Below are 23,922 nucleotides of genomic sequence, written 5' to 3'. Positions count from 1 at the left end.
CCCTCCGGTCCGCTAGATCGACTTGCGCGCCAGACCGGCCTGCCGGGCCTTCTCCCGGCGCTTGTGGGCGGCCTGCCGCCGGGCCTTGTCCTGCGCCGCCCAGTTCTCCGGCTGCATGCACATCAGCTCGCCCGTGTCCGGGACGAGGATCACCCCGCCGAAGGGGTCGTCCCCGGCGAACCACACTCCGTTCTCGATCCCCCTGGGCCACCGGTCGGAGAACAGCGGCTCCCTGGCCGACATGCGCGGGGAGTCGCCGTCGCCCAGGGTCAGGGACCGCACCCCGTTGCCGCGCAGGTTCGACTTCTTCACGGGGGTGCGGAACTCGAAGTCGTAGACCTTCAGCACCCGGGCGCACTTCCGCAGGCAGGCGATCTGGGGGAGCCAGAACCTCGTCCCCAGCAGCAGCGCCACCCCACCCGTGCCGACGAACGGGTAGAGGTAGCGGACGTCCACGGCGAGCGGGACGGCCACCATCGAGACGCCGGCCACCACCAGCACGAGGTAGCGCCCGATCAGGACCTTGTAGTGGTGCTTCACCGGGCCCCGGCGGTCGGTTCCGTCCGTGGCATAGGGGACGGCGCCGCGGAACGGCCCTTCGAGCAGCACGTGCAGCGCCAGGAGGACCACGGTGGCGAGCCCGACCATCCCGGGGATCGCGATCCAGAACAAGGAGTCGCTGAGGACCGCCAGCACGAGCCCGTAGGAGATCGCGTAGCCCGGGACGAGCCAGGCCGCCCACCACAGGCCGCCCCGCGGGCCGGTGTCCGTCGCCGCCCGCCCGCCCGGTGGCCGTTCTCCGTCGGGGTCGCCGGGCGCGCCCGAAGGTTCCTGCATGACGCTCCCTCCCCTTTCGCCTGCCACGTCCGAAGATCGCGTGATCGTCCAAGGTAAGGGTGATCGCTCGGGTATGACCACCCGTACCAGGTCAATCTGGTAACTTGGTACCATGGTAAAAGTTGAACGGGTGCAGACCGGCGTGCGGATCGAGCGCAACGTGCTCAAGGTGCTCAAGGCGCTGGCCGAGTACCTCGACCTGTCCCTGGGCGACCTGGTCGAGGGCATCGCCCTGCACGCCTTCGAGGGCAGGGCCCCCTTCTCGCCGGAGACGCTCGCCAAGATCGAGCAGCTCAAGGACGTCTACGGCCTGACCCTGACCGCGGCGGACGCGCACACCCTGGACGACGGGCGATGAGCGGCGCCCGGCACCGGCTCACCGGCCGCCTGACGGTCGCGCTGCCCCCGGACGAGGCGTTCCACCTGTTCACGGCGCAGGGAGAGCGGCGGTGGGTGCCGCACTGGGAGCCGTCCTTCCCCGCGCCCGCCGCCGACGACACCGAGCCCGGGACGGTCTTCCAGACCCTCGACCGCGACCAGACCACCACCTGGATCGTCGTGGAGGCGACCCCGGGGCGGCGCATCCTCTACGCGCGCGTCACCCCGGGCGTCAGCGCGGGAACGGTCTCCGTCGTCCTGGACGAGGCCGGCGACCAGAGCAACGTGACCGTCACCTACGAGCTCACCGCACTCTCCAGCGGGGGAGCCGCCCACCTGCGCCGTTTCGCCGACGGATACCCCGCCTTCCTGGCGGGCTGGCAGGACGCCATCGCCGAGACCCTGCACGACGACGCCCAGGGCCCGACCACCTGACCGGCGACCGACGCTCGCATGGCAACGCGGGATCGGACGAGACGGCGCCAGGACGGGCCGGTCAGTCGACCAGGGCGCCCGCGGTGATGTTGACCTGCGTGGAGGTCAGGCTGGCGGCGTGGTCGGAGGCCAGGAAGGCGGCGACGCGGCCGACGTCGGTGAGCGTCGCGGCGCGCTTGAGCAGGGTGGCGTCCACCATCTGCTGCTTCACCGGGTCCGGCAGGGCGTCGCCGGGGATGCCGCCGGTGCGCATCGACAGGACGCGGACCGAGCGCGGCCCGAGCTCGCACGCCCACTGGCGGCGCATCGCCTCCACCATGTCGCAGCCGATCTGCACGGTCCCGAGACCGGGCGCGCGGTTGGTGCTGTCGGAGCCGCCGAAGTGCAGGATCACGCCCGAGCCCTGCTCGACCATGTGCCGCGCGGCGGCCCGGGTGGTCACCAGGAACGAGCGCGCGATCTTCTCCAGGGCCCGGCCGAAGTCCGCCACCGGCATTTCGATCATGGGCCGGAACAGCGCGTCCTGGGAGATGAGGTTGACCGACACGTCGATGCTGCCGGCCGTCTCCACGACCGAATCGACCCAGCCGTTCACGGCGTCCTCGTCCAGGGCGTCCACGCGGGCCGTCTCGGCGAGGCCGCCGGCGGCCCGGATCTCCTCGGCGACGGCGTCGAGCTTGGCGGGGGTGCGGCCGGCGAGGAACACCCGCGCGCCCTCGGCCGCGAAGCCGCGCGCCATGGCGCCGCCGATGTTTCCGCCTCCGCCGTAGACGACCGCGGTCTTGTTCTCCAGAAGCATGGTGATTCTCCGTTCGTTCGAGGTGGCCACGACGCTACGAGCTCGGCGGGACGGCCCGCATCGGTCATCGAACGGGCGTTCAACGGGGCAGGTCGGCGGGGGTGGGCGGGGCCGGGGAGCGGCGCGGGCGGGGCGGGCCGGGCGGGTGCGGCGGCGGCCCTAGGTCATGTGTCCGATACCAGCCGGGCCAGCTCCGCGCGGCGGGTGACGCCGATCTTCGGGTACGCCTTGTAGAGGTGGTGCCCGACCGTGCGGGGGCTGAGGTAGAGCTGCGCGCCGATCTCCCGGTTGCTGAGCCCGGCGGCGGCGAGCCGCACGACCTGGAGCTCCTGCGGGGTCAGCCGTTTCAGCGGGTCGGCGTCCCCGGACCGGGCCGCCGGCCGGTCCCCGAGGACCTCCAGCTCGGCGCGGGCGCGCTCGGCCCAGCACTCGGCGCCGAGCCGGGCGAACGCCGCCCGCGCGGCGGTCAGCTCGTCCCGGGCCTCGGTGCGGCGGCGCCGGCGGCGCAGCCACTCCCCGTACAGCAGCCGGGTCCGCGCGGTGTCGTAGGCGCGGTCGCCGTGCAGGCCGAGGGCGGTGCGGTAGTGCTCGTCGGCGTCGTCCCCGGTGGCGAGCAGGGCCCGGCAGCGGGAGATCAGGGCCGTGCTCGACGTGGCCGCCGCCCATGTCTCGAACGCGGGAAGGTGGGTGCGGGCCAGCTCCGGGCGCCCGGCGCGCACCGCCGCCTCCGCGTGGTCCGGGACGGCGCGGATCAGCACGTCGTGCCGGGCCGGGCCGGAGCACACCGCGTCCAGCCGCTCCAGGGCGGCCGCGGCGTTCCCCTCGGCGAGGTCGAGAAGGCCGAGGCCCCAGGACGCGAGCGCGGTGTTGGTCGGGTGCAGGTCGGCGTGTTCGAGGACGCCCGCCGCCAGGGCCCGGCTGCGCCCGGCGTCGGACTCCAGCCGCACCGCGATGCACCGCAGCGCGGTCACCTGCGTGTCCATGCCGATGTCGACGGCGAGCGACATGCCCTCGGCCGCCGCCGCGTCCGCGCCGCGCAGGTCGCCGAGCAGGACCCGCCCGATCGCGAGGCCCTCCAGGATGTAGGGCAGCCAGCCGAGCGCGCCCCGGGCCCTGGCCTGCGCGGCCATCCGCTCCAGCAGCCCGGTCGCGGCGCGGTCGTCGGCCACGAGCAGGCCCATGAAACCGGCGATGATGAGTTCGACGACGTCCTCGATCTCGCCGCGCCGCGCGGCCTCGAAGAGCGCCCGCATCGCAGGGACGGCCCCCCGCGCGCCGTCCGCCAGGCCCCCGTAGGCGATCAGCGCGGCGGTCACCGGCGCCTTCGCCGAGCCCGCGGGCAGCCGCACCCTCCCGAGCAGCTCGACGCTGCGCCGCACCAGGTCGTGGGCGCCGGCGTCCCGGGCGGACCAGACGGCCTCCGTCAGCATGGACACCGCCCGCTCGGGATCGCTCCCGGCGATGAGCGCCGCGCCCCGCAGCGCCAGCTCCGCGTCGGCGGCCGGCGAGGTGCGCTCGTAGGCGACCTGGGCGCGGACGAAGGTGGCCTCGGCGACGACCCCGTCCTGCTCGGTGAGGTGCTCGGCCTCCTCGGCGAGGCGGGCGGCCTGGTCGGGCCGGCCGGCGTCGTAGGCGGCCCGCGCCGCGTGGACGAGCCGCCGGGCCCTGCCCTCCGGCTCGGTGCTGAGCCGCGCGGCGCGCTCGTAGGCGGTGGCGACGGCGGCGGTCCCGCCGCGCAGCTCGGCCCGGTGCGCGACCCGTTCGAGCTCGGCGGCGACGCCCTCGTCGGGGCCGGTCGCGGCCGCCGCCAGGTGCCAGGCGCGCCGGTCGGCGTGCTCGTCGCCGCGCAGGACGCCCGCCAGGGCGCCGTGGACGTCGATCCGCCGGTGGTGGGCCGCGTCCTGGTAGGTGACGGCGCGGATGAGCGGGTGGCGGAACCGCACCTCCCCGCCGTCCAGGACCACGAGCCCGGCCTCCTCGGCCGGTCCGAGGTCGGCCAGCGTCAGGCCGAGCGCCTCTCCGGCGCGCAGCACGAGGCCGAGGTCGGCGGTGCCGTCGGCGGCGACCATCAGCAGCAGCCGGCGGGTGGCGTCCGGCAGCTCGGCCAGCCGGCGCCGGAACGTCTCCTGCACCCTGCCGCCGACCGGCAGCGGACCGGCGGGACGGGCGGGCCGCGACCGCAGGGCGCTCCCCAGCTCGATGAGCGCGAGCGGGTTGCCGGCCGCCTCGTCCAGCAGGCGCTCCCGCACCGGCACGGTGAGGCCGGGCGCGCGCGCCGCCACCAGGTCTCCGGCGGCGCCGCGGTCCAGGCCGGTCAGCCGCAGCACCTCCAGGCCGCGGTCGGGGAACGGGCGGGCGCCGTCCCGGGCCGTGAAGATCATGGAGATGGGGTCGGCACCGAGCCTGCGGGCGGCGAACAGCAGCGCGTCCAGCGACGCGGTGTCCAGCCACTGCGCGTCGTCCACCAGGCACACCAGCGGACGGTCGGCGGCCAGCTCCGACAGCAGCGTGAGCGTGGCCGCGCCGATCAGGAAGCGGTCGCCCGCCGGGCCCGAGCCGAGGCCGAACGCCGACCGCAGCGCCGCCGCCTGCTGCTCGGGCAGCGCGTCGAACCGGTCGCCGTGGGGGTGCAGCATCAGATGCAGCCCGCCGAACGCCAGCTCGGTCTCGGACTCGACGCCGGTCCCGCGGACGATCCGCATGTCCCCGGCGCCCGCCGCGATCCCTTCGATCAGGGCCGTCTTGCCGATCCCCGCCTCGCCCTGGACCACCACGGTCCTGCCCCGCCCGGCGCGGGCGTCTCCGAGCAGACCGGCGAGGTGGTCGAGCTCGCGGTCTCGCCCCATGAGCACGGCACCCACACTACAAGCCGCACCCCCCGAAGCCGGACGAACCGTCCACCCCCGCGGCCCGGAGCGGCGGGGGTCGTGTCAGGGGGCGCCGTAGGGTGGGCGCATGTACTCGACGCGGGTGTCGCGGCACGTGAGGGCCCGTCCATCGGACGTCTACCGGGCGCTCACCGACGCGGACGCGATCATGAAATGGCGGGTACCGGACGGCATGACGAGCGAGGTGCACGAGTTCGACGGCCGCGAGGGCGGCGCCTTCCGGATCTCGCTCACCTACGACGCGCCGACCGGCACCGGTAAGTCGTCGGCGCACACCGACACCTACCACGGGCGGTTCGTGGAACTCGTCCCCGGCGAGCGCGTGGTCGAGGTGTTCGAGTTCGAGACCGCCGAGCCCGCCCTGCAGGGCGAGATGACGATGACCACGACGCTCACCGAGGTCGACGGGGGCACCGACGTGCTCATCGTGCACGACGGCGTGCCCGACACCGTGCCGGCCGCCGACAACGAGACCGGCATGCGCATGGCCTTGGACAACCTGGCCAGGCTCGTCGAATCGGACTAGGAGTCCGCTGCGGAAGTGCCGAACGGGCGTCTCGCGACCGCCGCTGATCAGGCCATCGGTCGGCGTGCCCGGCCGTGGTCGTCCGGCGGATTCCTAGGCGTCGTCGAGCAGGCGGCGGGCGAGGATCGTCGCGCCCCTGACGGCCGCCTGGTCGTCCAGTTGCGTGCGCAGCACGCGGGGCGGGTCGCGGAACTTCAAGCGGGCGGTCAGGCGCGATTCGAGGGGGCCCAGGAGCGCGTCACCGGCGCGGGCGAGGCCGCCGCCCATGACCACGAGGCCCGGGTCCAGCAGCAGGGTCGTCGCGGCGAGGCCGTCGGCCAGGCAGTCGAGCGCCTCCGACCAGACCCGCCCCGCCTTCTCCTCACCCCTCCGGGCCCGCGCGACCACCTCTTCGGCGGGTACGCCCTCGCCGTGGCGGCGGGCGATGGCGGCGGCCGAGGCGTAGGTCTCCAGGCACCCCCGGTTCCCGCAGGCGCAGGGCTCGCCGCCGGGGCGGACGACGACGTGGCCGATCTCGCCGCTCCAGCCGACCGTCCCCGGGTAGGGGGCGCCGTTCAGGATCAGGGCGGCGGCGATGCCGGTCCCGACGGCCACGAAGACGAAGTCGCCCGCACCGCGGCCCGCTCCCAGCACGGCCTCGGCCAGGCCGCCGGTGCGGACGTCGTGGCCGATGGCGACGGGGATGCCGAGGCGCTCGCGCGCCAGGCGCAGGATCGGCACGTCCCGCCATCCCACGTTGGCGGAGTGCACGGCGGTGCCCGTCGCCTCGTCCACGATGCCGAGCAGGGCGATGCCGGCCGCGCGGGCGGGGGAGCCCAGGGACGCGGCGCGGGCGGCGAGATGGGCGGCGAAGTCGAGGACGCCGCCCACCGGGTCTGCCCGGTCGGTGGGCCGCGACTCGCTCGCCAGGACCTGAAGGTCCCCGTCCGCCCGCGCACCTTCACCGACCCGCGCACCTTCACGGACCAGTGCACCTTCACCGACCAGAGCGGCCTTCATCGTCGTGCCGCCCACGTCCAGCCCGATCAGAGTCATTTGACCGAGCCCGCCGTCAGGCCGCCGATGAGGTAGCGCTCGATGAAGACGAACAGGACGACGACCGGGATGATCGCTATCAGCGAGGTGGCGAAGAGGTACTGCCAGTGCGCCTGGTACTGGGTCACGAACGACGGGATGCCGACGGTGAGGGGGCGGCGGTCCGGGGACGCGGTGACCGTCAGCGCCACGATGTACTCGTTCCAGGCCGCGATGAACGTGTAGACGATCGCGGTGACCACGCCCGGCATGGAGATGGGCAGGGTGACCCGGGTGAGGGCGCCGATACGGCCCGCGCCGTCCAGGAAGGCGGCCTCCTCCAGTTCCTTCGGGATGCTGGAGAAGTAGCCGTGCAGGATCCAGATGCAGAACGGCAGGTTGAACGCCGCGTTCACCAGGATGAGCGACAGCAGGGTGTCGGTGAGGTCGAGCGCGACCATCTCCCGGTAGATGCCGATCACCAGCGCGGTCGGCGCGAACATCTGCGTGACCAGGACGAGCAGCAGGAACGCCCCGCGTCCCCGGAAGCGGTTGCGGGCCGTGTAGTACGCGGCGGGCATCGCGCAGGCGAGGGTGACCAGGGTGGCGGCGGCCGCGACGGTGAGGGAGACCCGCAGGTACGTCCAGACGGGCGCGGCCGACCAGACGTCCACGAAGTTCGACCACGTCCAGTGCGAGGGCAGGTAGGTGCCCGGCGACTCGGTCAGTTCGCGTTCGGGCTTGAGCGCGGTGACGAACATCTGCAGGTAGGGCAGCAGGAACGCCAGGGCGACCAGCCAGCCGACGCCCGTGAGGACGATCCGGCGCGTCATCGGACCTCCTCCCGCCAGCGGGCGGCGCGAAGGTACAGCAGCACCATCACGAGGATCAGGGCGAAGTTCACGACCGCCATCGCGCCGGACTCGCCGACGTTCTGGTCGTAGAAGGCGAGTTTGTACATGAAGGTGGTGGTGGTGTCGGTCTTGCTGCCGGGGCCGCCGCCCGTCATCGCCCAGATGATGGGGAACGAGTTGAAGACGTTGATCACGTTGATGATGGACCCGATGAGCACGGCGGGGCGCAGCAGCGGCAGCGTGATGGCGACGTAGGTGCGCACGGGCCCGGCGCCGTCGACGCGGGCCGCCTCGTACACGTCGGCGGGGATCGTCTGGAGCCCGGCGAGGATGACGAACGAGGTGAAGGGCAGCGACACGAACACCGCCACCCACATCATCCACAGCATCGCCTGCCCCGGGTGGGCCAGCCAGTTCACCGGCTCGTCGATCACGTGCAGGTCGAGCAGCACGCGGTTGACCAGGCCGGAGTAGTTGTCCAGCATCCACTTCCAGATCAGCGCCGTCATCAGCACCGACGCCGCCCACGGGACGATGACGGCCCAGCGCACGACGCGGCGGCCGGGGAAGCGGGCGTTCAGCAGCTGGCCGAGGGCGAGCGAGAGCAGCATGGTGATGACCACGACGCCGGCGACCCACAGCAGCGTCCGCAGCACGACCGGGACGAGGTCGTCCTCACCGAACAGGTCGGTGTAGTTGCCGCCGCCCCGGTAGCCGAGCGTGACCCCGGACGAGCTGATCTTCTGCAGCGAGGTGCGCGCCATCTCGATGACGGGCCACAGCACCACGAGCGCGATGAGCGCGAGGGACGGGGCGAGCCACGGCAGCGGCGCCAGGGCGCGTCCGGTCCGCCGGAGGAGGGAGGGGCGGGGGGCCGTCGAGGCGGCGGCCCCCCGCTCCCCGGCCTTGGGATCCCGCACTCAGCCGGCCTTCTCGGCCGTCTTCTGGATCTTGTCCAGGACCTTCTTCGGGTCCTCGTTCGCCGCGGCGGTGCCGAGGTCCTGCTTGACCGCGCCCGCGACCGCCGACCACGCCGGGTTGGACGTCGGCGCGAACTTCGACGTCGGGAGCGCGTCCACGAACTGCTTCATGTACGGGTCGGCGCTGAGCGCGTCGCCGGCCGACTTCGTCACCGGCAGGAAGCCCTCGGTGGTGAGGAACTTCGAGGTGTTCTCCTTCTGGTAGAAGAAGTCCAGGAACTTCTTGACGGCCTCCTTGTTCTTGCCGCCGTCCTTCTTGAACGCGGCGAGGACGTCCATGACGCCGAGGGTGTTGTGCTCGGTGCCGCTCTTGCTCGGCAGCGGCGCGACGCCGAAGTCCAGCTCCTTGTTCACCGGGTCGATGAACCCGGCCTTGGTGAACGGGCCGCCGATCGCCATGCCGATCTTGCCCTGCGCGAACTGGTTGAACACCGTCTTGCGGTCGGTGGTCTCCGGGTTCGGCTGGGTCAGCCCGGACTTGTTGAGGTCCTTGAGGAAGGCGAGGGTGTCGACGTTGGCCTTCTGGTTGATCGCCCACTTGCCGGACGCGTCGACCCAGCCGCCGCCGTTGTTCATCGCCCAGGAGTAGAACTCGGCCTGCGACTCCTCGGGGCCGAGCGGCAGCCCGTACCCGGTCGCGCCCGCCTTCTTGATCTTCTCCGCGTCCGCCCTGACGTCGTCCCAGGTGGCGGGCGGGTCGCTGATGCCGGCCTTCGTGAACAGTGCCTTGTTGTAGAAGAGCAGGCGGGCGCTGGAGATGAAGGGCAGGCCGTACTGCGCGCCGTTGTACTGCGCCTGCTGGACGAAGGTCGGGGTGAAGTCGCCGAGCGTTCCCGGCGACAGCACCTCGTCGGCCTTGTAGATGAGGCCGTCGCGGGCGAAGTCGGAGAACGCGTTGTAGTTGAGGACGTCCGGAACCTGCTTGGTCTGGACGTAGGTCTTCACCTTGGCGTCCATCTGGGTCCAGTCGACCATCTCCAGGTTGACCTTGTAGCCCGAGTTCTTCGCCTCGAAGTCCTTGATCAGGGCGTCCCAGTAGGGCTTGGTGTTGTCGTCGTAGATCGCGGCGACGAACTTGATGGTCTTGCCGTCGGAGTCGCCTCCCGACGAGCTGCCCTTGCCGCAGCCGCTGACGCCGAGTGCCACGGTCAGGCCCGCGGCGACGACGCCCATGAGGTGCCGTTTCATCTGTCCCCGCCTTCTCCGGCTTTCGCGCATGAAAGATTCTGCGCGGTGTGAACGCCCCCCGAGCACAAACGCGCGTGGTGGGGATGAAGATAAACACTGGTCCGTACCAGTTCAAGGGGCCCGTAAAGCACGACTCACAACCGTTATGCGAGGTTTCGGAGACGCCGATCTGGTCCGGTGTCCACGCTGGGCTGGTCTGGTCGCCCGACAGCAGCGTCCGGACGTTCGCTCCCGGAGCTCGCTCAGGACGTCGCCGGAGCCGCCGTCCTGACGCGGCCGGCCGCCTGAGATGTCATTCATCTTGCCTGCGTCCTGTTTTGCCCCAGCTTGACCGGGTAACCCGCCGCCGTACCCGAGTTGGACGATGAGGTGGACAGGACATGAAACTCCGGACGGGCCCGGTCGCGGGCGCGGCCGTCGGCGCCGGCGGGGCGCTGGCCGCGCTCTCGGCGCGGCGCCTGGCACGCCGTGGCCTGGCCGGGCTCGTCACCCGGCTCGAACGGCGGCTCGACCGCGCGGTCCGGCACCTCACCGCGAAGGCGGAGCAGGCCGGCCCGCTCGCCAAGGCCGCCCTGGCCGGGGTGAAGGCGCTGCAAAAGGGCAAGTCCCCCTTGCGCGCGCTGCTGAGCTTCGGCTGGACGGCCCTGAAAGAGACCCTCGCCGGCATCTTCGGGCGGGGACGAAAGGGGAAGCTGACCAACATCGTCGAACAGATCGACGTGGGCGCGCCGCGCCGGCTGGTCTACGACCAGTGGACGCGGTTCCAGGACTACCCGTCCTTCATGAAGAAGGTCATCAGCGTCGACCAGGCCGACGACACCAGGCTGAACTGGAAGGCCAAGATCTTCTGGTCGGCGCGCACGTGGGAGTCGACGATCGTCGAGCAGGTCCCCGACGAGCACATCGTGTGGCGCTCGAAGGGCCCGAAGGGCCACGCCCACGGGACGGTCAGCTTCCACGAGCTGACCCCCGACCTGACCCGCGTCCTGCTCGTCCTGGAGTACCACCCCGTCGGTCTGTTCGAGCGGACGGGCAACCTCTGGCGCGCCCAGGGCCGCCGGACGCGGCTGGAACTGAAGCATTTCCGCCGTCACGTGATGACGCAGGCGCTCCTCCACCCGGACGAGGTGGAGGGCTGGCGCGGCGAGATCCGCGACGGCGAGACCGTCACCAACCCCAAGTGAGGAAGCGGAACATGGCACGCGCAAACCCGATGGGCAAGCTGCCCGTCGGACAGATCGCCAAGAGGCTGCCGATCGGCGGGCGCAAGCGCTCGTCCGGTCTGAGCGCCATCACCAAGGCCCTCCCGGGCGGCCGGGCCGTCGGCACCGCCGGCGGTGTGCTGCTCGGCGCGGGCGCGGCCGTCGCGGCGAGCCGGGCCATCGCCGGCAACCGGGGCGGGCGCGACTCCGACCAGGGCGACCAGGAGCAGTCGAAGGTCTCCGGCACCGGCAAGGGTGCGAAGGACGAGGCCGAGAACGACACCAAGGCCGACACCAAGGCCGACACCAAGGCCGAGGCCAAGGACGCCAAGGACGCCAAGAACTCCAAGGACGACGCCAAGGACGAGCAGTCCGGCGGCAAGGGCAAGGGCATCTTCGGCAAGCTCAAGAACATCCTGCCCGGCGGCAAGGGCGGGAAGGGCGGCAAGGGCGGCGGGAAGAAGGTGAAGGTCACCAACATCATCGAGCACACCGACATCGGTGCGCCGGCCCGCCTCGTCTACGACCAGTGGACGCAGTTCCAGGACTACCCGTCCTTCATGAAGAAGGTCATCAGCGTCGACCAGGCCGACGAGACCAAGCTGAACTGGAAGGCCAAGATCTTCTGGTCGGCGCGCACGTGGGAGTCGACGATCGTCGAGCAGGTCCCCGACGAGCACATCGTGTGGCGCTCGAAGGGCCCGAAGGGCCACGTGGACGGGACGGTGAGCTTCCACGAGCTGGCGCCGAACCTGACCCGCGTCCTGGTCGTCCTGGAGTACCACCCGCAGGGCTTCATGGAGCGGACCGGGAACCTCTGGCGCGCCCAGGGCCGCCGCGCCCGGCTCGAACTGAAGCACTTCCGCCGGTACGTGATGACGAACTCGCTCACCCGCGCGGACGAGATCGAGGGCTGGCGCGGCGAGATCCGCGACAGCGAGGTCGTCCGGACGCACGAGGAGGCCATGGAGGAAGAGGAGAAGTCCGGCAAGGGCAAGGGCTCCGGGACCTCCAAGGACAAGGGTTCCGACACCGCCAAGGACTCCGAGACGGCCAAGGGCTCCGAGAGCGCCAAGGACTCCAAGGACTCGGAGACCAAGGGCTCCCGGAACGGCCGAGGCACCCGGAGCTCCTCCTCCTCCACCTCCCGCACCGGCAAGACCGAGGACCGCGAGGAGGAGTACGAGGAGGCCCGCTGACCCGGCGGCCGGCCGGATCAGCGGATCAGCGGATCAGCCGGGCCAGCTCGACGCGCGAGCGGATCCCGAGGCGGGTGAAGACGTTGCGGAGATGATGGTCGATCGTCCGCGGGCTGAGCAGCAGGCGCGCAGCGATCTCCCGGTTGGTGGCCCCTTCGGCGGCCATCCGGGCGATGTGCGCCTGCTGCGCGGTGAGCTTGCCGAACCCGCTCGCCGCCCGCGGCGCGGTCTCCCCGGCGGCGCGCAGCTCGGCGCGGGCCCGCGCCGTCCACGGGGCGGCGCCGTAGCGCTCGAAGACGCGCAGCGCGGCGCGCAGGTGCTCGCGGGCGGCGCGAGGGCGTCGCCCGCGCCGCAGCCGGTGCCCGAGCAGCAGCTCCGTGCGGGCCAGCTCGAACGCGGCGCCGGCGGCCTCGTGCAGGCGGAGGGCCTCGGTGAAGTGCTCCTCGGCCTCGCCGTCGCATCCGGCCAGCAGGGCCCGGCAGCGGCGGCCGAGCGCCTCCGGCCCCGGGGGCGAGCCCATTCCGTCCACCCAGCGGCGGAAGTGCTCGTAGGCCCCCGCGGCCGGCTCGTGCTCGCCGGTGCGGACCAGCGCCTCGACCAGGTGCGGGACGGCGAGGAGCCGCGCCGGCGGATGCGCGAGCCCGGCGCCGCCCGGCAGGCGCAGGCGCGCGGCCGCGTCGGCCGGCCGGTCCGCGGCGAGGTCGAGGCACGCGGGCGCCCATGACCCGAGGGCGGCCGCGCGGGTGAGGCCCCGCTCGTCGGCGGTGCCGGTGAGCTGCTCCAGCAGCTCGCGCGTCCTGGCCTCGTCGCCGTTGAAGGCGGCGGTGAGGGCCAGGGTGGCGAGCTGCTCGGTGGCGTGCCCGTGCAGGCGGGTGGCCCGGGCGAGGCGCAGCCCGTCGTGGCAGGCGGCGATCGGCGCGGGGGGATGCCCGAGGAGCGCCTCGCAGCGCCCGGCGGCCATCAGCGCGAACGACTCGGCGGGCGCGTCGCCCGAGCGCCGTGCCGAGGCGACCGCCTCGGCCGCCAGCGCGCGGGTGCGGGCGCCGTCCCCGAGCGCGAGGGCCGAGAGCGCCGCCCACGCCTGCGCGGCGGGGTCCGCCACGTCCGGGCCGAGGCGCGCGGCGTCCCCGAACCGTTCCGCGGCCTCCCGGTACCGGCCGCGGAGCACCGCCGCGACACCGCCGAGGTGGGCGAGCAGCAGCTCGGCGCGCGGGCCGGGCGCGGGGAGGTCCAGCGCGCGGGCGCGCTCGGAGATCTCCAGGCGGGCGCGGTCGTCGCCGGACGCGTCGGCGGCCTCCGCGGCCCACATCAGCGCGTCCAGCGCCGCCCCGGCGTCGGTTCCGGCGAGCCGCTCGGCCGCGTCGCGCAGCACGGGGACCGCGGCCGCGGGGGAGCCCGCCGCCGTCTCGATCTCGCCGCGCAGGGCGGCGGCGCGGGCGATGCGGGTCCCGTCGCAGCCGCGCGGCCTGACCTGCCGGAGCATGGCGCGGGCCCGCCGCGACCGTCCGCTCGCCCAGGCGTCCCCGGCGGCGGCCAGGTACCGGTCCGTCCGCGCGCCGTGCTCGACGGTCAGGGCCGCGGCGCGCTGCCACATCCGCCAGGAGTCGGCGTAGCGGCCCGTCCGCCGGGCCGCGGCCGCCGCCCCCGCCAGCTCGGCGGCGAGCCGGTCGTCGGGCTCGCCCGCCACGGCCGCGCGGTGCCAGAGCCGCCGCGGGCGCTGCCATTCCTGGACCAGGACGCCGGCGAGCAGCGTGTGCGCGTCCTGCCGCTCCTCGCGCGTCGCGTCGGCCCACAGCGAGGACCGGACGAGCCGGTTGCGCACCGTGACCCCGTCGCCCTCGAACCGCAGCAGCCCCGACTCGCGGGCCGCGTCGAGGTCGCCGTCGCCGATGCCGTCCGCCCGGACGGCCCGCTCCATCGTCGCGGCGCCGAGCCACTCCTCCGCCACGGTCATCAGCACCAGGCGCCGCGCCCCGGAGGGCAGCGCGCGGTAGCGGCGCCGGTGCAGGGCGCGCAGGGAACTGGACGGGGGCAGCGCCCGCGGCGGCGGCGCGGCGCCCGACAGCTGCCCGGACGTCAGCGCGCCGGCCAGCTCGCGGATCGCGAGGGGCCGGCCGCAGGCCAGGTCGACGATCTCCTCGGTCAGCTCGCCGCCCGCCGAGCCGTCCAGGTCGCCGCCGAGCGCGTCGCGCAGCACCCGCCGGCTCGCGTCCTCGGCCAGCGGCGCGAGCCGCAACCGCCGGATGCCGGCGAGCGCGCCCGCGTCCGGCTCGCCGTCGCGGACGGACAACAGCACCGCCACCGGCTCGTCCCCGACGCGCCGCGCCGCGAACGCCAGCACCTCCAGTGAGCCCGCGTCGAGCCAGTGGACGTCGTCGGCCCAGCACAGCACGGGCCCCTTCCGCGCGGCCCGGCCCAGCAGCTCGCACACCGCCGTGAACAGCACGAACGGCTCGGCGCGGGGGGCGCCGGACAGGATCGCGGCGAGGGCGTCGCGGTGCGCCGGCGGCAGCTGCGCGACCTGGCCGGACAGCGGGCGCAGCAGCCGGTGCAGCCCGGCGTACGGGACGCCGGTCTCGCCGGGGACGCCGGTCGTGCCGAGCGTGCGGAAGCCCGCGCCGGCGCCGCGCACGGCGGCCTCCAGGAGGGCCGTCCGGCCGACCCCGGCGTCCCCGGCGGCGACCAGGGCGCCGCCGTGCCCGTCCCGGGCCCGGTCGAGCATCGCCTCGACCTCCTGAAGGTCGCGTTCACGTCCGTGCAGCCGTTCGTGTGCCATGCCGGTCCCTCCTCGGCGGGAACCACCCTCGCCCGGGAGCCGCGGGAGCTATTGGACGGGGTCTCAAAAGGGAAGGTGACCTCAGGTCAACACGGGCACCCCGCACCGGTCCAGAGCGGGCTTCGGTTTCGGGGACCCGGCGCAATCGGGACGGGCGCCGGTTGTGAGCGCGCACAGTGTCGGCGTCCCAGGATGGCCCGTGCGCCCCCGTGGTGGCACGATGAGGCCCCCGCGTTGTGCGGGGCGCGCCCGGTGCTGGAGGTGGCCCGCGATGAACGTCGGCCAGGTGGACGCCGATCGCACGATCATGCGCAAGGCGGTGCTGCGGCTCGCGGACCGGCTGCCCGACCTCGCCGACCGGCTCACCGCCGAGATCCTGTCGGGTGACCGCGGCGACCGCGACGACGCCTTCCGCCACGACGTGTGGGAGATGTGCCACACGGGGCTCGGGCACGGCTTCAAGACGATCCTGGACCCCGATCGCGGCCGCGCCGACCTGGAGTGGGCGCGGCGGCTCGGGCAGCGGCGCGCGCACCAGGGCCAGCCGCTCGACCAGCTGCTGCGCTCCTACCGGCTCGCCGGGCGGGTGTTCTGGGAGGCCGTCGTCGAGGTCGTCGGCCGGCACGACCCGGAGAACGTCGCGGCGCTGATCCGGCAGGCGACCCGCACCTGGGACACGATCGACCAGCAGTCCGGCGCGGCGGCCGCCGCCTACCACCGCACCGAGCTGGACCTCGCGCGGCGCAGCGAGGAGCGCGTCCAGGCGATCGTGGACGCCCTCCTGGACGGGCAGGGCGCCGACGGCGGGCTGCTGGCGACCGCCACGTCCGTCCTCGGGCTGCCCGCGACCGGCCGCTACGCCGTGGTGATGCTCGGCGCGGAGGGCGGCTTCGGGGACGGCGTGAACCGGCGGCCCGGCGACACCGGCGGGATGCGGTTCATCTGGCGGCTGCGCACCGACGCCCAGGTGGCGCTGGTCGCGCTCGGCACCGCCGAGCTCGACGACCTCGTGGACGCGGTCCGCCCCTACGCCCGGTCGCACGCCGGCGTGAGCCCGGTCGTCGGCAACCTCGCCGAGCTGGGCGGCGCCCGCTGGTTCGCCGAGCTGGCGCTGCGGACGTGCCGCGGCCCCGGCAACCAGATCGCCCGCCTGGACCGCAGGCTCCCCGACGCCCTCGTGCTGTCCCAGCCCCGCCTCGCCGGACGCCTCGGGGAGGTCGCGCTCGGGGGGCTCGGGGACGTCGACCCCGGGTTCCGCGACGCCCTGCTGACGACGCTGGAGACCTGGCTGGAGTGCGGCGGCTCCGCGGCCCGCGCGGCCGACCGGCTGTTCTGCCACCGCAACACCGTCCTCAACCGGCTCCGCAGGATCGAGCTGCTCACCGGGCGGACCCTCGCCCGGCCCGGCGACCTGGTCGAGCTCGTCCTCGCGCTGAGCGCGCTGCGGCTGCACGGCCCCGGGGACGGCGCGCCCGGCCCGCACGCCGAGGGGCCGCCCGCGCGGGGAGGCGGGCGGCCCGGCAGGTGAGTCGGTCCGGTCGGTGATCAGGGTCAGGAGTTGGGGCAGGTGTCCCGGTACTCGGAGATGGTGAGGTCGCGCGAGGGGGCCGGGCACAGGAACTGGTCGTAGCGGGTGTCGTTGTCGATGTACCGCTTGAGCCAGGAGATGCTGTACTTCGCGATCGTCGTGTTCGAGGTGTTGGGCGCGAAGTGGCTGGCGCCCGCCAGCTCCAGGTACGCCTTCTCCGACGCCGCCGGGATGCTCGCGTAGAACGGCTGGGAGTGGCTGGCGACCGGAGCGACCGTGTCCGCCTGAGCTCCGATGATCATGGTGGGGACGCGCACGTCCGAGAAGTTCTTCTGCAGGTCCCACGGCGTCAGCGGGATCGCGGCCTGCAGCTGCGGGCGGTCCTCGGCGGCCTCCAGCGTCCCGCCGCCGCCCATCGAGTGGCCCATCACGCCGAGCCGGGTCGTGTCGATCCGGGTCCGGACGGTGCTGCGCTGCGTGAGGTAGTCCAGCGCGGCCTCCAGCTGCCGGGCGCGGCTGTCGGGCTGGTCGAGGCGGGTGAGGGTGTCGATCGTGAAGATGACGAACCCCTGCGAGGCGAGCCGCGGCCCGAGCCAGGCCATGCTGGTCTGGTCGGCGGTGAAGCCGGGCGCCACCGCGACCGCGCCGAAGGTGCCCTCGGCGGTGCTGGTCGGGTAGTAGATCGTCCCGCCGCCGAAGCCGGTGACGCCGAGGGACGAGACGCTCGTCTGGGACGTCGCGAACGGGCCGCGCAGGGCCTCGATGCTCTGCCGCGTCGGGGCGGGGCCGCGCTCGTAGGGGTTGTCGGCGGCCTGTGCGGTCTGGGGGACGGCGAGGGCGGCCGCGGTCAGCGCCGCGGCCAGCGCCGTCTTCGCCGCGCGTGCGGTGAGGGTGGGCACGTCGTGTCGCTCCTGTTCCGGGGGGCGGAGCCGGAGGGCCGGCTCCGAAACGGGGCGGGGCCGGTCACCCGGCTCCTGGACGCGCACATTCTCGGCGCGCGGCGCGCCCCGGGACATCGGCGAAATCGCCGGTCATCCCGTGACGGCCGCCCTGACCAGCCGGAAGAAGCCGAACGGCCGCAGCGCGTCGTCCCGCCGCCACAGGTGCGCGGGGACGACGTCCTCCGGCACCGGTATCCCGGCCGCCTCCAGCAGCCCCTTCCTGCATTCCTGGGCCGCCGGATGGTCGGCCTTGAAGACCGGCGACTCCTGACGGAGTTCGGGGCCGCCCGCCCCGGCTCGTACGCTGGCACCCGTCGCCGTGACCGGACTCGCGGGCACGGGCGGCGGGGACGGCGGCCCTCGGGCCGGGAAGCGGGGGACGGGGTGGCAGGGGCGGTACCGGGGCCGCGGTCGGCGCGGGTGATCGTCGGGGTGGTGCTCGCCTCGTTCGCCGCGGTGTACGCGCTGGCGGCGCCCTCGCGGACGGAGGGCGCCGCGCGGGTGGCCGCGGCGACCGCGCTCGTGGTGGTGGTCGTGCTGGCCCAGTTCGTCCAGGTCGTGCCGCACTGGCGGAGACGGCGCGGCTGGAGCCTGCCGGCGCAGGCGGCGGCCGCCTACACGGGCGTCATCGCGTTCGGGACGTCGGCGGGAGTCCTCGGCTTCGTCGTCGGGTCGCTGCTGCTCGCGGGCGCCTGGCCGGCCGCCGCCTGCGTCCTGGCGAGCGCGGCGCTCGCGGACGCCCTGCGCGGCGGCGCGAGCGCCGACGTCACGATCACCTGCCTGCTGACCGGGCTCGTGGTCTACGGGCTGGTGCGGCTGGCGGACCGGGCGGACGACGTCGCGGCGGCCCGGCTGCCCCTCACCGTGGCGGCCGTGGAGCGGGAGCGGCTGCGGATCGCGGCGGAGCTGGACGGCGGGCTCGGCGACGGCCTGCGGGCGATCTCGGCGGGCAGCCGGCGCGCGCTCGACCGGCCGGAGGGCATCGCGGACGTGCTGGCGGTGGCCAGGGAGTCGCTGAACAGGGCGCGCACCGCCGCGGCCGACCTGCGGAGCATGTCGCTCGCCCCCGAGATGGCGGCGGCGCGGGCGCTGCTGGAGGCGGCGGACGTCCGGGCCGAGGTGCGCGAGGGGCACCGGGAGCCGCTCGGCCCGGCCGGGGCGCTGCTGGCGACGGTGCTGCGCGAGGCGGTCACGGACGTGGTGCGCGCCGGTTCCGCGCGGACCTGCCTGGTCGCGACGTCGGAGCGGGGCGGCCTCGTCGGGTTGCGGGTGGTCAACGACGGCGTCCGGACGGCCGAGCGCGGCGCGGACGGACTGGAGGCGGCGGCGGGACGGGTGCGCGCCGCGGGCGGGACCTTCTCGGCCGGCCTGGACGAGGACGGCCGCTTCGCGGTGGAGGCCGCCGTCGCCGCGGGGGAGCCCGCGGTGAGCCTGCCCGACCGGGCGGCCTACCGGCTCTCGCTCGCGCTGCTGGCCGCCGTCCTGGCGGGGTTCTCCGTCAAGGGGCTGCTGCTGGTCGCGTGGGGGCCGCTGTGGCCGGCCGCCGCCGCGGGGCTGGCGCTGATCTCGGCGGTGCAGCTGCTCTGGGCCGGGCGCGGGCGGCCCCGGTGGTGGCCGCCGATCCTGGCGGTCCTCGGCTTCGCTCCCCTCGCCGTCTTCGGGAAGGCGTGGCTGGGCGTCGCCGGGTTCCTCGCCGGGACGTTCCTGGTCGGGCTCCCGGCATGGGCCGCGGTCCCCCTCGTGGCGGCGTGCATGGCGGCGACCGGCGTCGCCGCGCGGGCCCTCGGGCTCGGCACGGCGGCGGTCGCCAACTACGTGATCAGCACGCTGGTGACGGGCCTGGTGGTGTACGGGCTCGTCCGGCTGGCGCGGCTGGTGCGGGACCTGCGGGCGGCCGGGGACGAGCTGGCGAGGGCGGCGACCGTCCAGGAACGGCTGCGGGCCGCCCGGGACCTGCACGACCTGCTCGGGCACAGCCTGGCCGCGATCCTGCTCAAGTGCGAGCTGGCCCGCCGGCTCGCCCGGGTGGACCCGGAGCGCTCCCGCGCGGAGCTCGCCGAGGTCGTCGGCATGGCCGAGCAGGCCCGCGGCGACCTGCGCACCGCGACCGGCGGGGACGCCGAGCTCACACTGGACGGGGAGGCGGCGTCGGCGCGGTCGGTGCTGGCGGCCGCCGGGGTCGAGGTCGAGACCGTCCTCGGGCACCCGGTCCTGGACGGTCGCGTGTCGGCGGTACTCGGCACGGTCCTGCGCGAGGCGGTGACCAACGTGCTCCGCCACAGCGCCGCCACCCGCAGCACGATCGCGACCGGACGGGACGGCGGCGCCGTCTGGCTGGTCGTGGAGAACGACGGGCTCGACCCGGCGGCTCCCCGGACCGCCCCCGGCGCCGGCATCGGGAATCTGACCACGCGGCTCGCCTCGGCGGGGGGAACGCTCAGCGTGCGCGCCGACGGGAAGGGATGCTTCCGGCTGGAGGCGAGGATCGGCTAGAGCCAGCCCGCCTCCCGCGCGATGCGCGCGGCGTCGGTGCGGTTGCGGGCGTCGAGCTTGGTGACGGCGGCCGTCAGGTAGTTGCGCACCGTCCCGGCGGACAGGTGGAGGCGCCCGGCGATCTCCGGGGCGTCCGCGCCCTCCGCCGCGAGCCGCAGCACGTCGGTCTCGCGCGGGGTGAGCGGGTTGTCGGCGAGGTCCCAGGCGGTGAGCGCGAGGCTCGGGTCGAGGACCCGCTCCCCGGCGGCGACCCTGCGGATGCCGGCGGCCAGCTCCTCCGGCGGCGCCGTCTTCAGCAGGAAGCCGCGGACGCCCGCCGTCAGGGCGCGGCGCAGGTGACCGGGCTTGCCGTGCCCGGTGAGCACGAGTGTCGCGACGTCGGGGACGGCCTCGCGCAGCGCCGCCGCCGCCGCGAGGCCGTCCAGGCCCGGCATGTCGATGTCCAGCACGGCGACGTCGGGACGGGCCGAGCGGGCCGCGGGCAGCACCTCGTCCCCGCGCTCGACCTCGGCGACCACGGTGAGGTCGGGTTCGAGCGCCAGCAGCGCGGCGAGGGCGCCGCGCACCACGTGGTGGTCGTCGGCGAGAAGCACCTTGATCACGGCTCATGTCTACCAGGCGCCGGCCGCCCGGACGGCGTCACGCCCGCACCCGTGACGAGGTCACGGGTGGCCGGTGATCTCCACTCTGGTGGCCGGAACCGCAGGTCACGAGACTGATGGGCATGAACGACGCGGTGCGCATGAACGCGGTGAGCAAGGTCTACGGACGAGGTAGGGGAGCGGTGGCGGCGCTGCGGGAGGTGACGGCGTCCCTCCCGCGGGGCCGCCTCACGGCGGTGATGGGGCCGTCGGGTTCGGGCAAGAGCACCTTCCTGCACTGCGCCGCCGGTCTCGACACGCCCACCTCCGGCACGGTCCGGCTGGGGGACACCGAACTGTCCTCCATGAACGAGACGAGGCTGACCGAGCTGCGCAGGCAGCGCGTCGGCTTCGTGTTCCAGGCGTTCAACCTGGTGTCGTCGCTGACCGTGGAGCAGAACATCACCCTTCCGCTCCGCCTGTCGCGCACGCGCCCGGACAAGGCGTGGCTCACCGAGGTGGTCGCCCGCGTCGGGCTGGCGGACCGGACCGGGCACCGGCCCGGGCAGCTGTCCGGCGGGCAGCAGCAGCGGGTCGCGATCGCACGTGCCCTGGTGACGCGCCCGGACGTGGTGTTCGGGGACGAGCCCACGGGCGCGCTCGACACGGTGACGGCCCGGGACGTGCTGACGCTGCTGCGCGAGGCCGTGGACGGCATGGGCCAGACGGTGGTGATGGTCACGCACGACCCGGTCGCCGCCTCCTACGCCGACACGGTGCTGTTCCTGGCGGACGGACGGATCGTCGACACGATGGACGCCCCGTCCAGCGACAAGGTCGCCGCCCGCATGACCCGGCTGGGAGCGTGGAAGTGATGATCGGACTCGTGCTCGGCACGCTGCGCCATCGCAAGGCGGGCTTCGCGGGGGCGTTCGCCGCGCTGCTGTGCGCGGCGGCCCTGGTCTGCGCGTGCGGCATCCTGCTCGACACCGGCCTGCGCGGCTCCGTCGCGCCCGAGCGGTACGCGGGGGCGCCGGTCGTCGTCACCGGCGACCAGTCCGTCCACCAGGTGACCGTCAAGAAGAAGGGCAAGCGCAAGCACAAGGCCAAGCCGCTCGCCGAGCGCGTCTGGCTGCCCGCCTCGGTCGCCGCGAGGGTCCGGGCGGCGGACGGCGTCCGGGGCGTCGTCACCGAGGTGACGTTCCCCGCCGAGATCGGCGCCGCCGTGGACGGCCGCCCGTCCTCCGGCCACGGGTGGGAGTCCGCGGCGCTCACCCCGTTCACCCTCCGCGAGGGCCGCGCCCCGGCCGCGGACGACGAGATCGTGGTCGACGCCGCCACGGCGCGCGCCCGCCGCCTGCACCCGGGCACGGCGGTGCGGGTCGAGTCCGCCGTCCCCGGCACCTACCGTGTCGTGGGCGTGACCCGGCAGGCGCTCGCGCACCAGACCGCCGTCTTCTTCTCGACGGCTCAGGCGGCCCGCCTGTCCGGCCACGACGGCATGGTCACCGCCGTCGGCGCCCACGGCCCCGCCCGGGCCGTCGAGGAGGCCGTGCGCGGCACCACGGCGACCGTCCACACCGGCGGCGACCGGGGCCGGGCGGAATTCCTCGGCGCGGAGAAGGCGCGCGTCAAGCTCATCTCCCTGGGCGGCGCCCTCGGCGGGACGGCCCTGCTCGTCGCCGTCCTCGTGGTGTCCGGGACGTTCGCGCTGTCGGTGCGGCAGCGGGAGCGGGAGATCGCGGTGCTGCGGGCGGTCGCCGCGACGCCGCGGCAGGTCCGCCGGATGATCGGGGGCGAGGCGCTGCTGGTCGGGCTTCTCGCGGGACCGCTCGGCGCGGCGGCCGGCCTGCCGCTGGCGTTCCGGCTGCGGGACGAGTTCCGCGGGCTCGGCGCCCTCCCGCCGAACCTGGACCTCGTCGTCGGCCCGTTCCCGCCGCTCGCCGCCGCGCTCGCCACCGTCCTCGCGGCCGTGGCCGCCGCCCGGATCACCGCCCGCGGGGCGGCCCGGGTCCGTCCCGTCGAGGCCCTCGGCGACGCGGCGACGGGCCGCGCCCGGCTCGGCGCCGTCCGGACCGCGGCCGGACTGGCCGTCGCGGCCGGGGCCGCCGCCCTGACGGTGCTGCTGGCGCACCTCGACACGGAGGCGGCGTCCAGCCCGGTGACGATGCTGACCACGATCGTCTGGACCGCGGCCGTCGCGATCCTCGGCCCCGCCGTCGTCCGGGCCGCGATCGCCGTGCTCGCCGTCCCGCTCCGGCTCCTCCCGGGCGGCGGGCTCCTGGCGGCGGCCAACCTCGCCGCGGGCGCGCGGCGCCTGGCGTCCGTCGTCACCCCGCTGACGCTGATGATCGGGCTGACCGCGACGATCCTGTTCGTTCAGACGACGATCGGCCACGCCGCGACACGGCAGGCGCGCGAGGGCACGCTCGCCGCGCACGCCGCCGGTCCCGGGATCCCGCACGGCACCGCCGAGCGGATCCGGCGGACGCCCGGCGTGACCGCCGTGACCGAGGTCCTGCACGGCACCGTCCGGGTCGGCCTGGAGAACTACGGCGTCCAGGGCGTCACGCCGGAGGGCCTCGACCGCACCCTGGACCTGGACGTCCGGGCGGGGTCGCTCGACCGCCTGGACGCCTCCGGCATCGCGGTCAGCGCCACCGCCGCCCGGCGCCTCGGCGTCGGGCCCGGGGACCGGCTGCCGCTCACCCTCGGCGACGGCACTCCGTTCGCTCCCACCGTGATCGCGGTCTACGGGCGCGGCCTCGGCTTCGGCGACCTGACCGTCGACCGCGACCTGCTGGCCGCCCATGTCGACGACCCCCGCGGCACGCTGCTGATCGCGGGCGGTCCTCCGCGCGGTCTCCCGGTCGCGGCCCCGGGCGCGCTCGCCGAGGCCGGGCCGGCGGGCAACGCGGAGATCGCCTACGTCGCCATGGGGCTGATCATCGCCTTCACCGCGATCGCCGTGGTGAACACCCTCGCGATGGCCACCGCCGGCCGGTCCCGCGAGTTCGCCCTGCTGCGCCTGGTCGGGACGACCCGGCGCCAGCTCATGGCGATGCTCGGGTGGGAGACGCTCGCCGTCGCCTTGATCGCCGCCGTCCTCGGCACCGCGATCGCCCTCGCCACGCTCGCCGCGTTCGGCGCGGGCATGACGGGCGGCCCCCCGTACGTCCCGCCCCTCGGCCACCTGGGAATCCTCGCCTGGGGCCTCCTGCTCGCCGCGGCCGCGACCTTCCCGGCCGCACGCCTCGCCATGGCCTCCCGCCCCGCCGAAGCCGTGGGCGCCCGCGAGTGACG

The 23,922-nt window shown here is 74.7% G+C and carries 20 protein-coding genes; 9 read left to right on the top strand and 11 right to left on the bottom strand.

Annotation, left to right across the window (positions count from 1 at the left end):
* Positions 1-12: 12 nt before the first annotated feature.
* Positions 13-837, bottom strand: coding sequence for a hypothetical protein (locus CHC11_RS03950; RefSeq protein ID WP_089310139.1), 825 nt, complete (start codon positions 835-837; stop codon positions 13-15).
* A 112-nt stretch (positions 838-949) separates the two neighbouring features.
* Between CHC11_RS03950 and CHC11_RS03945 the strand changes: the two genes are divergently transcribed.
* Together CHC11_RS03945 and CHC11_RS03940 are read left to right on the top strand one after the other, a co-directional pair.
* Positions 950-1,195 carry a hypothetical protein gene (locus CHC11_RS03945; RefSeq protein ID WP_089310138.1) on the top strand — a complete coding sequence of 82 codons (246 nt, stop codon included), beginning with the start codon at positions 950-952 and terminating at the stop codon, positions 1,193-1,195.
* Positions 1,192-1,650, top strand: a complete 459-nt coding sequence (locus CHC11_RS03940; protein WP_089310137.1) for an SRPBCC family protein — start codon at positions 1,192-1,194, stop codon at positions 1,648-1,650. Before CHC11_RS03945 ends, CHC11_RS03940 begins: the two co-directional genes overlap by 4 nt.
* 61 nt (positions 1,651-1,711) lie before the next feature.
* Here the strand turns inward: CHC11_RS03940 and CHC11_RS03935 are convergent, their stop codons facing one another.
* Positions 1,712-2,449, bottom strand: coding sequence for an SDR family NAD(P)-dependent oxidoreductase (locus tag CHC11_RS03935; protein ID WP_089310136.1), 738 nt, complete (start codon positions 2,447-2,449; stop codon positions 1,712-1,714).
* 164 nt (positions 2,450-2,613) lie between these two features.
* Positions 2,614-5,295: an ATP-binding protein gene (locus CHC11_RS03930; protein ID WP_089310319.1), complete on the bottom strand. Its 2,682-nt coding sequence runs from the start codon at positions 5,293-5,295 to the stop codon at positions 2,614-2,616.
* Between the two features lie 109 nt (positions 5,296-5,404).
* Here CHC11_RS03930 and CHC11_RS03925 point away from each other — a divergent pair, with 109 nt between their 5' ends.
* Positions 5,405-5,863, top strand: a complete 459-nt coding sequence (locus CHC11_RS03925; protein ID WP_089310135.1) for an SRPBCC family protein — start codon at positions 5,405-5,407, stop codon at positions 5,861-5,863.
* 93 nt (positions 5,864-5,956) lie between these two features.
* Here CHC11_RS03925 and CHC11_RS03920 read toward each other — a convergent pair whose 3' ends face one another.
* The 4 genes from CHC11_RS03920 to CHC11_RS03905 are packed head-to-tail and all read right to left on the bottom strand — an operon-like array spanning position 5,957 to position 9,899.
* A complete protein-coding gene (locus CHC11_RS03920) occupies positions 5,957-6,898 on the bottom strand; it encodes an ROK family protein (RefSeq protein WP_089310134.1) in 942 nt (313 codons plus the stop codon).
* Positions 6,895-7,710, bottom strand: coding sequence for a carbohydrate ABC transporter permease (locus tag CHC11_RS03915; protein ID WP_089310133.1), 816 nt, complete (start codon positions 7,708-7,710; stop codon positions 6,895-6,897). Before CHC11_RS03915 ends, CHC11_RS03920 begins: the two co-directional genes overlap by 4 nt.
* Positions 7,707-8,651: a carbohydrate ABC transporter permease gene (locus CHC11_RS03910; RefSeq protein ID WP_245918688.1), complete on the bottom strand. Its 945-nt coding sequence runs from the start codon at positions 8,649-8,651 to the stop codon at positions 7,707-7,709. The genes CHC11_RS03915 and CHC11_RS03910 overlap by 4 nt, the downstream gene beginning before the upstream one ends.
* Complete coding sequence (locus CHC11_RS03905) at positions 8,652-9,899, bottom strand: extracellular solute-binding protein (RefSeq protein WP_089310132.1); 1,248 nt, start codon at positions 9,897-9,899, stop codon at positions 8,652-8,654. It abuts the gene before it with no gap.
* Between the two features lie 380 nt (positions 9,900-10,279).
* Here CHC11_RS03905 and CHC11_RS03900 point away from each other — a divergent pair, with 380 nt between their 5' ends.
* A complete protein-coding gene (locus CHC11_RS03900) occupies positions 10,280-11,083 on the top strand; it encodes an SRPBCC family protein (protein ID WP_089310131.1) in 804 nt (267 codons plus the stop codon).
* Between the two features lie 11 nt (positions 11,084-11,094).
* Positions 11,095-12,300 carry an SRPBCC family protein gene (locus CHC11_RS03895; protein ID WP_245918687.1) on the top strand — a complete coding sequence of 402 codons (1,206 nt, stop codon included), beginning with the start codon at positions 11,095-11,097 and terminating at the stop codon, positions 12,298-12,300.
* A 25-nt stretch (positions 12,301-12,325) separates the two neighbouring features.
* Here CHC11_RS03895 and CHC11_RS03890 read toward each other — a convergent pair whose 3' ends face one another.
* The gene (locus CHC11_RS03890; RefSeq protein ID WP_089310130.1) at positions 12,326-15,076 is read right to left on the bottom strand and encodes an AAA family ATPase; all 2,751 of its coding nucleotides are present in this window, start codon (positions 15,074-15,076) and stop codon (positions 12,326-12,328) included.
* Positions 15,077-15,347: 271 nt separating this feature from the next.
* On the opposite strand from CHC11_RS03890, the gene CHC11_RS03885 reads away from it, so the two are divergent.
* A complete protein-coding gene (locus CHC11_RS03885; RefSeq protein ID WP_089310129.1) occupies positions 15,348-16,604 on the top strand; it encodes a PucR family transcriptional regulator in 1,257 nt (418 codons plus the stop codon).
* A gap of 23 nt (positions 16,605-16,627) precedes the next feature.
* On the opposite strand, the gene bdeA is transcribed toward CHC11_RS03885, so the two are convergent.
* Positions 16,628-17,503: a bis(hydroxyethyl) terephthalate hydrolase gene (gene bdeA, locus CHC11_RS03880; RefSeq protein WP_425427266.1), complete on the bottom strand. Its 876-nt coding sequence runs from the start codon at positions 17,501-17,503 to the stop codon at positions 16,628-16,630.
* 132 nt (positions 17,504-17,635) lie between these two features.
* Positions 17,636-17,884, bottom strand: a complete 249-nt coding sequence (locus CHC11_RS41070) for a hypothetical protein (protein ID WP_179278613.1) — start codon at positions 17,882-17,884, stop codon at positions 17,636-17,638.
* A 45-nt stretch (positions 17,885-17,929) separates the two neighbouring features.
* Between CHC11_RS41070 and CHC11_RS03875 the strand changes: the two genes are divergently transcribed.
* Positions 17,930-20,038 carry a sensor histidine kinase gene (locus CHC11_RS03875; RefSeq protein WP_218825919.1) on the top strand — a complete coding sequence of 703 codons (2,109 nt, stop codon included), beginning with the start codon at positions 17,930-17,932 and terminating at the stop codon, positions 20,036-20,038.
* Here CHC11_RS03875 and CHC11_RS03870 read toward each other — a convergent pair.
* On the bottom strand, positions 20,035-20,640 hold the full coding sequence (locus CHC11_RS03870; protein ID WP_089310127.1) for a response regulator transcription factor: 606 nt from the start codon (positions 20,638-20,640) through the stop codon (positions 20,035-20,037). The genes CHC11_RS03875 and CHC11_RS03870 overlap by 4 nt on opposite strands.
* A gap of 122 nt (positions 20,641-20,762) precedes the next feature.
* On the opposite strand from CHC11_RS03870, the gene CHC11_RS03865 reads away from it, so the two are divergent.
* Positions 20,763-21,494, top strand: coding sequence for an ABC transporter ATP-binding protein (locus CHC11_RS03865; RefSeq protein ID WP_218825918.1), 732 nt, complete (start codon positions 20,763-20,765; stop codon positions 21,492-21,494).
* Entirely contained in the window at positions 21,494-23,920 is a 2,427-nt protein-coding gene (locus tag CHC11_RS03860; RefSeq protein WP_089310126.1) for an ABC transporter permease, read from the top strand. The genes CHC11_RS03865 and CHC11_RS03860 overlap by 1 nt, the downstream gene beginning before the upstream one ends.
* The last annotated feature ends 2 nt before the right edge of the window (positions 23,921-23,922 follow it).

Source organism: Actinomadura mexicana, from assembly GCF_900188105.1.
GTDB classification, from domain to species: domain Bacteria; phylum Actinomycetota; class Actinomycetes; order Streptosporangiales; family Streptosporangiaceae; genus Spirillospora; species Spirillospora mexicana.
The sequence above is the reverse complement of the archived record's forward strand: the minus strand, read 5'-3'. Positions and strand labels throughout refer to the sequence as shown.

What these genes read in the sequence shown, in the direction of transcription:
- CHC11_RS03920 (WP_089310134.1), bottom strand. Translation starts at nt 6,898, where the DNA reads ATGACTCTGATCGGGCTGGACGTGGGCGGCACGACGATGAAGGCCGCT.
- CHC11_RS03895 (WP_245918687.1), top strand. Translation starts at nt 11,095, where the DNA reads ATGGCACGCGCAAACCCGATGGGCAAGCTGCCCGTCGGACAGATCGCC.
- CHC11_RS03950 (WP_089310139.1), bottom strand. Translation starts at nt 837, where the DNA reads ATGCAGGAACCTTCGGGCGCGCCCGGCGACCCCGACGGAGAACGGCCA.
- CHC11_RS03930 (WP_089310319.1), bottom strand. Translation starts at nt 5,295, where the DNA reads ATGGGGCGAGACCGCGAGCTCGACCACCTCGCCGGTCTGCTCGGAGAC.
- CHC11_RS03900 (WP_089310131.1), top strand. Translation starts at nt 10,280, where the DNA reads ATGAAACTCCGGACGGGCCCGGTCGCGGGCGCGGCCGTCGGCGCCGGC.
- CHC11_RS03940 (WP_089310137.1), top strand. Translation starts at nt 1,192, where the DNA reads ATGAGCGGCGCCCGGCACCGGCTCACCGGCCGCCTGACGGTCGCGCTG.
- CHC11_RS03935 (WP_089310136.1), bottom strand. Translation starts at nt 2,449, where the DNA reads ATGCTTCTGGAGAACAAGACCGCGGTCGTCTACGGCGGAGGCGGAAAC.
- CHC11_RS03905 (WP_089310132.1), bottom strand. Translation starts at nt 9,899, where the DNA reads ATGAAACGGCACCTCATGGGCGTCGTCGCCGCGGGCCTGACCGTGGCA.
- CHC11_RS03890 (WP_089310130.1), bottom strand. Translation starts at nt 15,076, where the DNA reads ATGGCACACGAACGGCTGCACGGACGTGAACGCGACCTTCAGGAGGTC.
- CHC11_RS03860 (WP_089310126.1), top strand. Translation starts at nt 21,494, where the DNA reads ATGATCGGACTCGTGCTCGGCACGCTGCGCCATCGCAAGGCGGGCTTC.
- CHC11_RS03925 (WP_089310135.1), top strand. Translation starts at nt 5,405, where the DNA reads ATGTACTCGACGCGGGTGTCGCGGCACGTGAGGGCCCGTCCATCGGAC.
- CHC11_RS03945 (WP_089310138.1), top strand. Translation starts at nt 950, where the DNA reads ATGGTAAAAGTTGAACGGGTGCAGACCGGCGTGCGGATCGAGCGCAAC.
- CHC11_RS03885 (WP_089310129.1), top strand. Translation starts at nt 15,348, where the DNA reads ATGAACGTCGGCCAGGTGGACGCCGATCGCACGATCATGCGCAAGGCG.
- CHC11_RS03865 (WP_218825918.1), top strand. Translation starts at nt 20,763, where the DNA reads ATGAACGACGCGGTGCGCATGAACGCGGTGAGCAAGGTCTACGGACGA.
- CHC11_RS03915 (WP_089310133.1), bottom strand. Translation starts at nt 7,710, where the DNA reads ATGACGCGCCGGATCGTCCTCACGGGCGTCGGCTGGCTGGTCGCCCTG.